The sequence below is a fragment of the Streptomyces sp. SAI-135 genome (genome assembly GCF_029893805.1).
GTDB lineage: Bacteria > Actinomycetota > Actinomycetes > Streptomycetales > Streptomycetaceae > Streptomyces.
Genome location: NZ_JARXYP010000002.1, coordinates 2630318 through 2643753, shown reverse-complemented (window position 1 = coordinate 2643753; position 13436 = coordinate 2630318). Strand labels below are relative to the sequence as shown.

The window sequence follows — 13436 nt, the reverse complement described above, 5'->3', positions numbered from 1 at the left end:
GAGTGACCCGAATGGAGCGGCACGGCTGTTCGGATCCTGGGACGGACGGTCCGTCGGATTACCCGGCGGGGAGCTGGGCACAACGCATGCATGCTTCCCGCCCCGCGCACGTGGGGCGGGCGAATCGGGCGGCGTGCCCCGTTGCCGCGGGACTCAAGTCGATTTATCGTCCCAGCACGATTCGCGAGCAAGATCACAATATGTGAAGGGGCCGCGGCATGGTGGCTAAGAAGACCGCCGAACAGCAGTCGGCGTCGGGCCGGTCCACACATGCCCGTGCCTCCGGAGGCGGGGCCAAGGACACGGGCGGGAAGAAGAGCACGCGCGGGGTCGCGTCCGGCACGTCGGCGTCGTCCTCGTCCGCCACGTCCTCCGGCAAGGGCGTCGCGGCCAAGGCCGTGAAGGCGGTCGGAGCGGCGGCGAAGAGCGTCGCGAAGAAGGCCGCGGTGAAGAGCACGCGCGCGGGGGCCGGTCGGGAGGGCGCGCGGGCGGGTGCCGAGGCCGGGGGCGTGCGGGCGGGGGCCGAGAAGGCTGAGGGGAAGAAGGTGGCGGCCCGGAAGACCAGTGGCGCCCGGAAGGCCGCCGCTTCCAGGGCGGCTCCCGGTGGACGGGCGGCTGCGAAGGAGGAGGCCTCGGCCGGGAGACCGGCGGACGAGCCGCAGGTCGGCGGGGCGCCGGAGGCCACCAAGGGCGTCGGCAAGGCCTCGGTCACCAAGCAGAGCGCGGCCGCGAAGAAAACGGCCGGCAAGAAGGCGGCCGGCGAGAGCGCGGCGGATAAGAGCGCGGCCGGCAAGAGCGCGGTTGGCAAGAGTGCGGCGGATAAGAGCGCGGCCGGCAAGAAGGCGGTCGCGAGGCAGGCGGCGGGAGCGAAGAAGACGGCGGCAGCCAAGAAGACGGTGACAGCGAAGAAGGCGGCCGGCAAGAAAGCGGCAGGAACGAAGGCGGCCGGCACTAAGGCGGTCGGTGAGACGGCTGCGGTCGCCGAGCGGGCGGGTAAGAAGGCCGGGAGCGCGGAGTCGGCTGCCGGAGAGCTGGTCGCCGGGAAGGGCGCGGCGGCCAAGAAGGCGGTTGGGGAGGGGGCGGGCAGGAAGGCGAGGGGCGCGGAGTCGGCGGGTGCCGGGGAGACGGCCGGGGAGAAGGCCGCCGTCGGCAAGAAGACCTCGGCCACGAAGCAGAAGGCGGTCACCAGGAAGAGCGCGGCCAAGAGCGCGGCTGCGACGCGAACCGCGGGGAAGAAGACGGCCGTGAAGGACACCGCGGCCGGGGAGACGGTCACCACGGAGGCCGGTGCCCCGCAGGGGGACGCCGGGCAGGGCACCTCCGGGAGGAAGACCCCCACGAAGAGGGCGGCCGGCAAGAGCACGGCCCACAAGGCGGGCGCGGCCGAGGCCGCGAAGCAGACGGGAGCCACGACGGTGGTTGCGAAGAAGACCCCTGGCACGGCCACAGCGGCGAAGACCGCCCTACCCAACGCGCGTGTCGCCGCGGTGGAGCCCGGAGAACTCGCGGTGCGCCCGGGTGAGGATCCGTGGACGCCCGACGAGGTCGCGGAGGCCCGCGCGGAGCTGACCGCCGAGGCACTGCGCCTGCGCACCGAGATCTCCACGTCCGAGGAGTCCCTGGTGGGGCTCATGCGGGACTCCGGGGACGGCGCGGGCGACGACCAGGCCGACACCGGCACCAAGAACATCACGCGCGAGAGCGAGATGGCCCTCGCGGCCAACGCGCGCGAGATGCTCACCCAGACCGAGCGCGCCCTCGGACGCCTCGACGCCGGCACCTACGGACTGTGCGAGAACTGCGGCAACCCCATCGGCAAGGCCCGCATGCAGGCCTTCCCGCGCGCGACCCTGTGCGTGGAGTGCAAGCAGAAGCAGGAACGCCGGTACTGAGGGTGCCCGGCGGCGTGTCGTACCCTCGTCCTCAGTCAGGTACCTAGGTCAAGGGACTCACGTGGCAGAGGCGGAGCGCATCATCGGTACGCCGGATACTCCAGAGGCGGCGGGGGCCGAGCCGGAGCAGGACCAGGCGCGGCCCCGGGGCAGGCGCCGTGTCGTCGTGCTGTTCACGGTGGCCGCGTTCGCGTACGCCCTCGACCTGGTCAGCAAGATGATCGTGGTCGCCAGGCTGGAGCATCACGAACCGATCGAGATCATCGGGGACTGGCTGAAGTTCGAGGCGATCCGCAACGCGGGCGCGGCCTTCGGCTTCGGTGAAGCCTTCACCGTGATCTTCACGGTGATCGCGGCGGCCGTGATCGTGGTCATCGCCCGGCTCGCCCGCAAGCTCTACAGCCTGCCCTGGGCGATCGCGCTCGGACTGCTGCTCGGCGGCGCGCTCGGCAATCTCACCGACCGGCTCTTCCGCTCGCCCGGTGTCTTCGAGGGCGCGGTCGTCGACTTCATCGCGCCCAAGCACTTCGCCGTGTTCAACCTCGCGGACTCGGCGATCGTGTGCGGCGGCATCCTGATCGTGCTGCTGTCCTTCAAGGGCCTCGACCCGGACGGGACCGTCCACAAGGACTGAGCCGGGTTTTCCACAGGCTCGTTCGGGGCTGTCCCACCCGTCCGGCATACTCGACGGGTGAGCACCATTCCCGAGATCCGTACCCTGCCCGTGCCCGACGGTCTGGAGGGCGAGCGCGTCGACGCCGCCATCTCCCGCATGTTCGGCTTCTCCCGCACCAAGGCGGCCGAGCTCGCCGCCTCGGGGAAGGTCACGGTCGACGGGTCGGTGGTCGGGAAGTCCGAGCGGGTGCACGGCGGGGCCTGGCTCGAGGTCGAGATGCCGCAGGCGCCCGCCCCGGTGCAGATCGTCGCCGAGCCCGTCGAGGGCATGGAGATCGTCCACGACGACGACGACGTGGTCGTGATCGTCAAGCCGGTCGGGGTCGCCGCGCACCCCTCGCCGGGCTGGACCGGGACGACCGTGATCGGTGGTCTCGCCGCCGCCGGGTACCGCATCTCCACCTCCGGGGCCGCCGAGCGCCAGGGCATCGTGCACCGGCTCGACGTGGGCACCTCGGGGCTGATGGTCGTGGCCAAGTCGGAGCGGGCGTACACCTCGCTCAAGCGCCAGTTCAAGGAGCGCACGGTCGACAAGCGGTACCACACGCTCGTCCAGGGCCACCCGGACCCGACCAGCGGCACCATCGACGCCCCCATCGGCCGGCACCCGAACCACGACTACAAGTGGGCGGTCACCGCCGAGGGCAAGCCCTCCGTCACGCACTACGACCTCATCGAGGCGTTCCGCGCGGCCTCCCTGCTCGACGTGAAGCTGGAGACCGGGCGCACCCACCAGATCCGCGTCCACATGGCGGCCCACCGCCACCCCTGTGTCGGCGACCTGACGTACGGCGCCGATCCGACGCTCGCCAAGCGGCTGCGGCTGACCCGGCAGTGGCTGCACGCGGTGCGGCTCGGCTTCGAGCACCCCGGGGACGGCGAGTGGGTGGAGTTCGCCAGCGACTACCCGGCGGACCTCCAGCAGGCCCTGGACCTGGTGCGTGAGGAGACCTACGGGTGAGCACGCCCGCGTACGAGGTGCGGGTCGCCGAGGACCCCGGCGACCGTGAGGCCTGCTTCACGGTGCGCAAGGAGGTCTTCGTCGGCGAACAGGGCGTGCCCGAGGACATCGAGTACGACGCCTACGACGCCGTGGCCGTGCATGTGCTGGCCGTGCGGGAGGACGGGGTACCGCTCGGGACCGGGCGGCTGCTGACCGGTGACGCGGCCGCCGGCAAGACCGGCGGTGACGCGTCGGTGGGCTCGCTGGGGCGGCTCGCGGTGACGCAGGCGGCGCGAGGGCTCGGGGTGGGGGCGGCGCTGGTACGGGCCATCGAGGACGCGGCACGCGCGCGCGGGCTGGCCGCGGTGGACCTGCACGCCCAGACGCACGCGCTGGGGTTCTACGAGCGGCTCGGGTACGTGGCGTACGGGCCGGAGTTCCCGGACGCGGGGATACCGCACCGGGCCATGCGGCGCGTTCTCTGAGGGTCGGCGGGAGCGGCGGTCGGCAGGTCCGGGCGTTTTGCGGGCAGACTGAAGTGACCGATGTTCTGTCGATCTGTCCGGAGTTCTGACCGTGGATCAGCTGGCCCTGTTGTTCGTGTTGTTGCTGGGGGCTCTGGTCAGCGTCCCGGTGGGGGACCGGTTCGGGCTGCCGGCGCCGGTGCTGATGACGCTGCTGGGCATAGTGCTCGCGGTGCTGGACTTCGTACCGAATGTCGACATCCCGCCGGACCTGATCCTGCCCATCCTGCTGCCGCCCCTTCTCTACGCGGCGGTGCGGCGCACTTCCTGGCGGCAGTTCGCGGCCAACAAACGGCCCATCTTCCTGCTCGCCGTCGCGCTCGTGTTCGTGACGACGCTGTGCGTGGCCGTGGTCGCCCACGCGATCGTGCCGGGTCTGCCGATCGCGGCCGCCGTCGCGCTCGGCGCGCTGGTCGCGCCGCCCGACCCGGTCGCCGCGACGGCCGTCGCGGGCCAGCTGGGACTGCCCCGCAGGCTGGTGTCCATCCTGGAGGGCGAGGGGCTCTTCAACGACGTCACGGCGATCGTCCTGTACCACGTGGCCGTCGCCGCGGCCGTCAGCGGTTCGTTCACGGCCGGGGAGGCCGGCCTGGAGCTCGTGCTCTCCGCGGTGGTCGCCGTCGCCGTGGGGCTCGCGCTGGGCTGGGGCGCCAACAAGCTGATGGACCTGCTGGGCGACGCCACCCTCCAGATCGGTCTGACGGTCCTCGTGCCGTACGCCTCCTACGTGCTCGCCGAGGAGCTGCACGGCTCCGGTGTGCTCGCCGTGCTGACCACCGCCCTGTTCCTCGCCGAGTACGGCACCGACGCCGACGACGTGATGACCCGGCTGGCCGGGCACACCTTCTGGGACATCGTCGACACGCTCGTCACCGGTGTGGCCTTCGGGCTCATCGGCCTCGAACTGCACAACGCGATCCGGACCGCGTCCGGACGCTGGGGCGAGATGCTCGGCTGGGCCGCGGCGATCGTCGCCGTGGTCGTCCTCGTACGGCTGGCGTGGCTGATGCCGGCCACCTGGCTCACCAAGCGGATGCACGCGAAACGGGACTACGACGAGGAGATCCCGACCAGTTGGCGGGAGACCGTCATCATGTGGTGGTCCGGGATGCGGGGCGTGGCGTCGGTGGCACTGGCGCTGGCCATTCCTCTGGAGACCGAATCCGGGGCGGGCTTCCCGGACCGGGACGAGATCATCTTCATCGCGTTCGGAGTGATCATGGCCACGCTGGTGCTCCAGGGACTGACCCTGCCGTGGCTGGTGAAGCGGCTGGGGGTGCGGGCCGACACCGAGCGGGAGAAGGAGTTCGAGAAGGTCCTCGCCGTCCGGGCGGCGAAGGCGGCCAAGCGGCGGCTGCGGGAGATCGAGGCCGTCGAGGAACTGCCGGAGGAGCTGTCCGAGCAGATGCTGCGGCGGGCGTTCGAGATCGGCGTGCGGATCCATCCCGAGATGGGGGACGAGGAGCGGCGCGAGGCCAGGCGGCGGCTCAAGCGGGTGCGGCGGATCCAGGGCGAGCTGCTGAGTGCGGCGCGCCACGAGGTGCTGGCGGCGCGGAGTGAGCCGGGGGCCGATCCCGAGGTCGTGGACCGGGTGCTGCGGCACCTGGACGTCCGTAGTCTGCGCTGAGCCCGCCTGCGCCGCTGCGGTGAACCGGGATGAACTCGCCAAGCCTGTGTTTGTAGGCTGCAGTTATGGCTCGCAACGTGGTGATCAGCGGTGGCGGTACGGGAATCGGGCTCGCGACGGCGCAGGTGTTCGCCGCGGAAGGGGACCGGGTGCTGCTGCTCGGGCGGCGCGCCGGGGTGCTGGAGAAGGCGGGGGTGCCCGGGGCGCTGACGTACGCCGCCGATCTCGCCGACGTCGGTCAGGTGCGCGGGGTCGTCGGGTTCGTGGAGCGTGAGCTGGGGACCGTGGACGTGCTGATCCACAGTGCCGGGGGCACCGGGCAGCTCGAACCGCCCGTCGACGGCTCCGACCCGCTCGACGCCGTCGCGCACAACTGGGCGGTGAACTTCCGGCTCAATCTGCTGACCGCGGCACTGCTCACCGAGGGACTGAAGGACCGGCTCGCCTCGCCGGGCGGGCGCGTGCTGTTCGTCAGCTCCATCGCCGCCTACCGGGGGTCCGGGAGCGGGGCGTACGGGGCGGCGAAGGCGGGGCTGCATCCGTACGCCCATGATCTGGCGCGGGAGTTGGGGCCGCGGGGGATCACGGCGAACGTGGTCGCACCGGGGTACGTCGAGGACACGGAGTTCTTCGGGGCGGCCATCGATCCTGCTCGGCGGGAGCGGCTCGTCGGTGACACGTTGAACGGGCGGGCCGGGACGCCGGGGGATGTGGCCGCCACGCTGCACTGGCTGGCTTCGCCTGGGGCGGGACATGTGACTTCGCAGGTTGTGCAGGTCAATGGTGGGGCGGAGAGGGGGCGTTGACGGCGGGCGGGCGCGGGTCCGTCGTGGCTGGTCGCGCAGTTTCCCGCGCCCCTGGTGGGTGGGGCCGGCCGGCGCCATGACGGGCTCTCGGTCACGTGGCGCCACGACTGGCTCCCGTCGTGGCAGATCATCTCCGCGATGAGGTGCCACGACGGGACGTCCGCCAGGCGGTGTTCCACGGGCTGTCACGTCGGCTGTGAACCGCCGTCAGCCGCGGCCCGTTCGAGGGGGCTCGTGGGATCCGTCGACGGTCGCGCCGTTGGAGTTGTGGCCGTTCCGTCGGTCGCCGTCCCGCCGGAACCCCGGCGCCAGCGTCGCGTCCGCCGTGTTGACGCGGGGCAGGGCGTACGGGTGGTTGTCGGTGAGCCAGCGGATCATCTGTTCGCGGACCGTGACCCGTACCGTCCAGATGTCGTCGGCGTCCTTGGCGGTCACCAACGCGCGTACCTGCATGGTGTTCGGGGTCGTGTCGGTGACGGCGAGGCCGTAGTCACGGCCGTCCCAGGCGGGGCACTCGCGCAGGATGTCCCGCAGCCGCTCGCGCATCAGCTCCACCGGGGCCGTGTGGTCGACGTGCCAGTAGACGATGCCGGTCATCTGCGGGGTGCCGCGGGACCAGTTCTCGAACGGCTTCGAGGTGAAGTACGACACCGGCATGGTGATCCGGCGCTCGTCCCAGGTGCGGACCGTCAGGAAGGTCAGTGTGATCTCCTCGACGGTGCCCCACTCGCCGTCCACCACCACGGTGTCGCCGATGCGGACCATGTCTCCGAAGGCGATCTGCAGCCCCGCGAACATGTTGCTGAGCGTGGACTGGGCGGCCACACCGGCGACGATGCCGAGGATTCCGGCCGAGGCCAGCAGTGAGGCACCGGCCGCGCGCATCGCCGGGAAGGTCAGCAGCATCGCGGCCACCGCCACCACGCCGACGGTCGCCGCGACCACCCGCATGATCAGCGTGACCTGGGTGCGCACCCGGCGGACCCGGGCGGCGTCGTGGTGGGCACGCGCGTAACGGGAGTACGTCGTCTCCACTATGGCCGCCGCGATCCGGATCACCAGCCAGGCGGTCGCCCCGATCAGCACCAGCGTCAGCGTCTGCCCGATGCCGGCGCTGTGCCGCTCCAGCACCCTCGCCTCGTCGTAGGCCCCTCTCAGCATGGCCGCGCACAGCACGAGCATGTAGGGGATGCGGCCACGGCGCAGCAGCCCCCACAGCGGGGTCTCGCTGTGGCGGTCGTCGGCCTTGCGCAGCAGAAGGTCGGTGGCCCAGCCGATCACCAGAGTGAGCAGCACCGAGCCGCCGACCACGATCAGTGGTCGGAGTACGTTCTCCATGACCCCGAACCTAACCGGCCCGGGCCGGGCATGAACATGTGACTTCCGCCCAGAAGTGGGTAGGGCCCCGTCCCGGCCGTGCGCGGGCGTCGTCGGCACCGGCTGGCACCATGGCCTCATGAACATCATGCTCTTTCACTCGACCTACGGCCTCAGGCCCGCCGTCCGTCAGGCCGCCGACCGGCTGCGGGAGGCCGGGCACGAGGTGTGGACGCCGGACCTCTTCGAGGGGCGCACGTTCGACACGGTCGAGGAGGGCATGGCCTTCAACGAGGAGATCGGCAAGGACGAGTTGCTCAAGCGGGCCGTCCTGGCCGCCGCGCCCTACTCCGAGCGCGGCCTGGTCTACGCCGGCTTCTCGCTCGGCGCCTCGGTCGCGCAGACCCTCGCCCTCGGCGACGAGAGGGCCCGCGGACTGCTGCTCCTGCACGGCACCTCGGACATCGCGCCGAACGCGACCGCGGACGAGCTGCCGGTCCAGCTGCACGTGGCCGAGCCGGACCCCTTCGAGACCGACGACTGGCTGAGCGCCTGGTATCTCCAGATGGGCCGCACCGGAGCCGACGTCGAGATCTACCGGTACGCCGGGGCCGGTCACCTCTACACCGACCCCGACCTGCCGGACTACGACGAGGAGGCCGCCGAGGCCACCTGGCGGGTGGCCCTCGGCTTCCTCGACACCCTCTGAAAGGCTCTAGACAGGGCTGTACGTCCGCTCGACCTTCTGCGTGCCGGTCCGCGTGCGGTACGAACGCGCCCAGGCCGAGGTCGCGTTCCGCTGCGTCTTGTCGGACAGCACGTAGTAGTCCATCTGCGCCCGCTCGGCGGTGATGTCCAGCACGCCGTAGCCGTGGCGGTCGGTGTCCACCCAGTGGACGTGCCGGTTGGCGAGCTGGATGACCGGTGCGGCGAGCGCGGTGACCGTGCCCTCGGGGACCTTCAGGATGTCGTCGAGGTTGTCGGAGCTGACCGACGTGACGACGAACTCGGTGGCGGCCGACGCCGACAGCGGGTAGGTACCGGCGTTCACCGGCACGTCGTTGGCCCACGCCATGTGGATGTCACCGGTCAGGAAGACGGTGTTGCGGATGGCGTTGGAGCGCAGGTGGGCGAGGAGCTCGCGGCGGTCGTCCGTGTAGCCGTCCCACTGGTCGGTGTTGAGGGCGAGGCCCTCCTTCGGCAGCCCGAGCAGCTCGGCGAGCGGCTTGAGCAGGTCGGCGGAGAGGGAGCCGATCGCGAACGGCGAGATCATCACGGAGTTGCCGACCAGCCGCCAGGTGGTGTCACTCGACTTCAGACCCGCCTTCAGCCAGTCCAGCTGGGCGCGGCCCGTGAGGGTGCGGTCCGGGTCGTCGACCGAGCCGTTGCCCACGCCGACCTGCTGCGAGCGGAAGGACCGCAGGTCGAGCAGTGAGAGGTCGGCGAGCTTGCCGAAGCGCAGCCGCCGGTAGGTGGTGCCGGCTGTCGCCGTGCGGACCGGCATCCACTCGAAGTAGGCCTGCTTGGCGGCGGCCTGACGGGCCGCCCAGGCGCCCTCCGTGCCCTCGGTGTGGTTCTCGGCGCCGCCCGACCAGGCGTCGTTGGCGAACTCGTGGTCGTCCCAGATCGCGACGACCGGGGCGACGGCGTGCAGGGCCTGGAGGTCCGGGTCCGTCTTGTACCTGCCGTGCCGGGTCCGGTAGTCGGCGAGGGTGAGGATCTCGTGGGTCGGCGCGTGCTGCCGTACGACGGTGTCACGGGTGCCGTACTGCCCGGTGCCGTACTCGTAGATGTAGTCGCCCAGGTGCAGCCAGGCGTCCAGGTCGCCGCGGGCCGCGAGATGGCGGTAGGCCGAGAACCAGCCGGCCTCCCAGTTGGCGCAGGAGACCACGCCGAAGCGGAGGTTGGCCACGGCCGCGTCCGTCGCCGGCGCGGTGCGGGTGCGCGCCGCCGGGGAGTCGGTGCCGCCCGCCGAGAAGCGGAACCAGTAGTCGGTCGCGGGCCGGAGGCCGCGCACGTCCGCCTTGACCGTGTGGTCGGAGGCGGCGGTCGCGGTGACGGAACCCTTGGCGACGACGTTCGTGAATGCCTTGTCCTCGGCGACGACCCAGCCGACCTCGGTGTCCGGGCCGAGCCCGGAACCGGGGACGGCCTCGGCGGTCGGGGTCACCCGGGTCCACAGCAGGATGCCGTCCGGGAGCGGGTCGCCCGAGGCGACGCCGTGCAGGAAGGCGGGGGCCTCGACCGCGCCGGCCGGCCGTGCGGCGGCGAGCGGAGCGGCCAGGACAGCAGTGGCCGCCGCGGCCTTGACGACCGTACGGCGGCGTGGGGACAGGGAGTTGCTACCGGCTGTTCTCTGTCTGTTGGTCACGGCCGATCAGGTTACTGGCCGGTATGAACGAGAGCGGGCGAACTCCTGAAAGTTCGCCCGCTCTTTGCCCGAAGAGTCGGGGATCAGCCCTTCAGGGCCGCCTCCAGCGCGGTGTTGAACTCGGCGACCGTCATCGGCGCGCTCTTGCCGTCGGAACCGGTCAGCGTCTTGCCGTCCATCTTCAGGGTCGGGGTGCCGGTCACGCCGTCCTTGTTGAACTTCTCGGACATGACCAGGGCCCACTTGTCGTAGGTGCCGTTCTTCACGGCGTTCCGGAAGGTCTTGTTGTCCTTCAGCTCCGGGACGGTCTGCGCGATCTTGATGAGGTAGGAGTCGTCCTTGAACTTGTCCGGGCCGCTCTCGTCGGGGTGCCACTTCGTGGAGTACATCGCGGTCTTGTACTTCAGGAACGCCTCGGGGCTGACGTTCAGCGCCGCGCCGAGGGCGCTGAGGCCGTTCTTGGAGCCCTCGCCGCCGAGGTTGCCGTCGAGGAAGGAGGCGCCGACGAACTGGATCTTGAACTTGCCGTCCTCGACGTCCTTGTCGACGGTCGAGCCGACGGTCTGCTCGAACTGCGCGCAGACGGGGCAGCGCGGGTCCTCGTACATGACCAGGGTCTTCTTGGCGGTGCTCTTGCCGATGACGACCGTCGTGCCGTTGGTGCCCGAGCTGTTGGCCGGCTTGACGAGCTTGTCGTTCTTGGCCTCTTCCCAGTAGCTGGGCTTGTTGCCCTGGACGACCGCGTAGCTGATGCCGCCCGCTATCGCCAGGACGCCGACTATGGAGCAGCCGACGATGACCTGCCGCTTGATCTTGTCGCGCTTGGCCTGGCGCTCGCGCTCCTGCCGCAGCCGCTCGCGGGCGGCGGTCTTCGCGGCCTGGCTGTTCCGCTTGCTCATGGTGGTGTTCTCCATCGAGGGGACGCGCACACGTCGTGTGCGGGGATACGTAGGTCGGGACTGGTGGTGCTCAGGTGCTGTGCGAGCGGGTGCGGCTCAGGCGACAGCGGGCGAGCACGGCGGTCCACGCCGTCCCAGGGAGTGCACGAGGATCTCGTCGAGCACGACGGCCGTACGGCGGCCGGGGCGCACCGGACGGGCCGGTTCCGGCGCCGACCGCACGGTCAGCGCGGCGGCCGCGAGGAGCAGCGGCCGGAAGGTCGTGGCGGCCACGGCGCGCAGCAGCTGGGCCAGGGCCCGCTCGCCGCGGCGCAGCCAGGCGGCCGCGAGGAGGCCGACCAGGACATGGGCGCCCAGCAGCAGCCAGGCGGTCCGCGGGTCGGCGTGGGCGAGCAGACCGCCCAGCCGGCCGGGGTCGGTGCCGGTCATGCGGGCCAGCGGCGAGCCGACGCTGGTGCCGTCGCCGCAGAACACGTCCCAGCCGACCGAGCGCAGCGGGCCCGCGACCGGGCCGCCCGCGGCGCCGTAGCAGACGTGCTGACCGGTGGTGAAGACGGTGTCGGCGGCCAGCTCCAGCGGGATCAGGACGGCGGCGATCCGCCCGTAGCCGCGCTCCCGGCCGGCCAGCGCGAAGCTGAGCGCGAACACGGCGACGGCGACCACCGCCACCGTGTTGAGCGGCAGGGGGGCCCGGGACAGCAGCACGTGCGACGCGGTGCTGAGCGTCACGACGAGTGCCGTGAACAGCGCCGCGCGGAGCGCTCGCAGCTGGGTCCCGGATATGTCCATAGCGTGGAGAGTGTGTCACGCGGGCCTGTAAGGGACCCCTAAAGAATCCCTGTGAGCGCCCCTATCGTTATCGACGGTGGTATGGGGCCTGTCACAGGCCCGGGATGCGGCCGTTGCGGAACAGGTCGACGAAGGTCTGGTGGTCGGCACGCGCGCGTGCGCCGTAGCTGTGCGCGAAGTCGACCAGGAGGCCCGCGAAGCCGTCCTCGTCGGCGGCGATGGCCGCGTCGATGGCCCGCTCCGTCGAGAAGGGCACCAGGGACTCGCCCGAGGTGTCGTCCGCCGCCGCGTGCATGGTGGCCGTGGCCCGGCCGAGGTCGGCGACGACGCCCGCGATCTCCTCCGGGTCGTCGATGTCGCCCCAGTCCAGATCCACGGCGTACGGCGAGATCTCGGCGACCAGCTGGCCCGTGCCGCCCAGCTCCGTCCAGCCCAGCCACGGGTCGGCGTGCTGCTGGAGCGCGCGCTGGGAGATCACCGTGCGGTGGCCCTCGTGCTGGAAGTAGTCGCGGATCGCCGGGTCGGTGATGTGCCGGGAGACGGCCGGGGTCTGGGCCTGCTTGATGTAGATCACCACGTCGTTCTCCAGGGCGTCGGTGTGCCCCTCCAGCAGGATGTTGTACGACGGCAGCCCGGCCGAGCCGATGCCGATCCCGCGGCGGCCGACGACGTCCTTGACCCGGTAGGAGTCCGGGCGGGCCAGGGAGGCCTCGGGGAGGGTCTCCAGATAGCCGTCGAAGGCCGCGAGGACCTTGTAGCGGGTGGCCGCGTCCAGCTCGATGGAGCCGCCGCCCGGCGCGAAGCGGCGCTCGAAGTCGCGGATCTCCGTCATCGACTCCAGGAGGCCGAAGCGGGTCAGGGAGCGGGCGTCGCGCAGCGCGTCCAGGAGGGGGCCCTGGGCGGTGTCCAGGGTGAAGGGCGGCACCTCGTCGCTCTTGGCGCCGGTGGCGAGGGCGTGGATCCGCTCGCGGTACGCGCCCGCGTACACCTCCACCAGCTCGGTGATCTGCTCGTCGCCGAGCGCCTTGGCGTACCCGATCAGCGCGACGGAGGCGGCGAAGCGCTTGAGGTCCCAGGTGAAGGGGCCGACGTAGGCCTCGTCGAAGTCGTTGACGTTGAAGATCAGCCGGCCGTTGGCGTCCAGGTAGGTACCGAAGTTCTCCGCGTGCAGGTCGCCGTGGATCCACACGCGCGAGGTGCGCTCGTCCAGGTACGGGCCACCCTTCTTCTCCTCGTCGAGGTCGTGGTAGAAGAGGCACGCCGTCCCGCGGTAGAACGCGAACGCCGAGGCCGCCATCTTGCGGAACTTCACGCGGAACGCGGCCGGATCGGCGGCCAGGAGCTCGCCGAAGGCGGTGTCGAAGACGGCGAGGATCTCCTCGCCGCGGTGCTCGTCGTTGAGCTGCGGTACCGACATCGCGGGGTGCCTCCTGGTGCATGTGTACGACAGCGTTTCTGTCGTCCGTCCAACGGGCGGGCCCCGGTGAAAGTGCCCGGGACCCTCGTTGTGAAGGTACGCGGGGCGACCCCTTGAGTGTCAGTGCCGAGGCATAGACTTCGACGCTGTCCCCGGATCTGTCCGCCCGCCCGTCG

The 13436-nt window shown here is 71.2% G+C and carries 12 protein-coding genes; 7 read left to right on the top strand and 5 right to left on the bottom strand.

What is annotated here, in order from left to right; translation table 11 throughout:
* The first annotated feature begins 218 nt into the window (after window positions 1-218).
* From M2163_RS46640 to M2163_RS16435, 6 genes are all read left to right on the top strand, one after another.
* Window positions 219-1892: a TraR/DksA family transcriptional regulator gene (locus M2163_RS46640; RefSeq protein WP_348541382.1), complete on the top strand. Its 1674-nt coding sequence runs from the start codon at window positions 219-221 to the stop codon at window positions 1890-1892.
* A gap of 61 nt (window positions 1893-1953) precedes the next feature.
* Window positions 1954-2526 (top strand): signal peptidase II, encoded by a 573-nt coding sequence (gene lspA / locus M2163_RS16455; protein ID WP_280852028.1) that lies wholly within the window; start codon window positions 1954-1956, stop codon window positions 2524-2526.
* Window positions 2527-2583: 57 nt separating this feature from the next.
* On the top strand, window positions 2584-3528 hold the full coding sequence (locus M2163_RS16450; protein ID WP_053847339.1) for an RluA family pseudouridine synthase: 945 nt from the start codon (window positions 2584-2586) through the stop codon (window positions 3526-3528).
* Complete coding sequence (locus M2163_RS16445; RefSeq protein ID WP_280852029.1) at window positions 3525-3995, top strand: GNAT family N-acetyltransferase; 471 nt, start codon at window positions 3525-3527, stop codon at window positions 3993-3995. Before M2163_RS16450 ends, M2163_RS16445 begins: the two co-directional genes overlap by 4 nt.
* A gap of 91 nt (window positions 3996-4086) precedes the next feature.
* A complete protein-coding gene (locus M2163_RS16440) occupies window positions 4087-5661 on the top strand; it encodes a Na+/H+ antiporter (protein WP_280852030.1) in 1575 nt (524 codons plus the stop codon).
* A 65-nt stretch (window positions 5662-5726) separates the two neighbouring features.
* A complete protein-coding gene (locus M2163_RS16435) occupies window positions 5727-6467 on the top strand; it encodes an SDR family oxidoreductase (protein ID WP_280894312.1) in 741 nt (246 codons plus the stop codon).
* Between the two features lie 207 nt (window positions 6468-6674).
* Here the strand turns inward: M2163_RS16435 and M2163_RS16430 are convergent, their stop codons facing one another.
* Window positions 6675-7805 carry a mechanosensitive ion channel domain-containing protein gene (locus tag M2163_RS16430; protein WP_280894311.1) on the bottom strand — a complete coding sequence of 377 codons (1131 nt, stop codon included), beginning with the start codon at window positions 7803-7805 and terminating at the stop codon, window positions 6675-6677.
* A gap of 118 nt (window positions 7806-7923) precedes the next feature.
* Here M2163_RS16430 and M2163_RS16425 point away from each other — a divergent pair, with 118 nt between their 5' ends.
* Complete coding sequence (locus M2163_RS16425) at window positions 7924-8493, top strand: dienelactone hydrolase family protein (protein WP_280894310.1); 570 nt, start codon at window positions 7924-7926, stop codon at window positions 8491-8493.
* A gap of 6 nt (window positions 8494-8499) precedes the next feature.
* On the opposite strand, the gene M2163_RS16420 is transcribed toward M2163_RS16425, so the two are convergent.
* From M2163_RS16420 to M2163_RS16405, 4 genes are all read right to left on the bottom strand, one after another.
* Window positions 8500-10155, bottom strand: a complete 1656-nt coding sequence (locus M2163_RS16420) for an alkaline phosphatase D family protein (RefSeq protein WP_280894309.1) — start codon at window positions 10153-10155, stop codon at window positions 8500-8502.
* Between the two features lie 83 nt (window positions 10156-10238).
* Entirely contained in the window at window positions 10239-11054 is an 816-nt protein-coding gene (locus tag M2163_RS16415; RefSeq protein WP_280894308.1) for a thioredoxin domain-containing protein, read from the bottom strand.
* Window positions 11055-11150: 96 nt separating this feature from the next.
* Window positions 11151-11843, bottom strand: a complete 693-nt coding sequence (locus M2163_RS16410; protein ID WP_280852036.1) for a hypothetical protein — start codon at window positions 11841-11843, stop codon at window positions 11151-11153.
* Window positions 11844-11934: 91 nt separating this feature from the next.
* Complete coding sequence (locus M2163_RS16405; RefSeq protein WP_280894307.1) at window positions 11935-13260, bottom strand: DUF2252 domain-containing protein; 1326 nt, start codon at window positions 13258-13260, stop codon at window positions 11935-11937.
* Window positions 13261-13436 lie beyond the last annotated feature (176 nt).

What these genes read in the sequence shown, in the direction of transcription:
- M2163_RS46640 (WP_348541382.1), top strand. Translation starts at nt 219, where the DNA reads ATGGTGGCTAAGAAGACCGCCGAACAGCAGTCGGCGTCGGGCCGGTCC.
- M2163_RS16410 (WP_280852036.1), bottom strand. Translation starts at nt 11,843, where the DNA reads ATGGACATATCCGGGACCCAGCTGCGAGCGCTCCGCGCGGCGCTGTTC.
- M2163_RS16415 (WP_280894308.1), bottom strand. Translation starts at nt 11,054, where the DNA reads ATGAGCAAGCGGAACAGCCAGGCCGCGAAGACCGCCGCCCGCGAGCGG.
- M2163_RS16430 (WP_280894311.1), bottom strand. Translation starts at nt 7,805, where the DNA reads ATGGAGAACGTACTCCGACCACTGATCGTGGTCGGCGGCTCGGTGCTG.
- M2163_RS16435 (WP_280894312.1), top strand. Translation starts at nt 5,727, where the DNA reads ATGGCTCGCAACGTGGTGATCAGCGGTGGCGGTACGGGAATCGGGCTC.
- M2163_RS16425 (WP_280894310.1), top strand. Translation starts at nt 7,924, where the DNA reads ATGAACATCATGCTCTTTCACTCGACCTACGGCCTCAGGCCCGCCGTC.
- M2163_RS16405 (WP_280894307.1), bottom strand. Translation starts at nt 13,260, where the DNA reads ATGTCGGTACCGCAGCTCAACGACGAGCACCGCGGCGAGGAGATCCTC.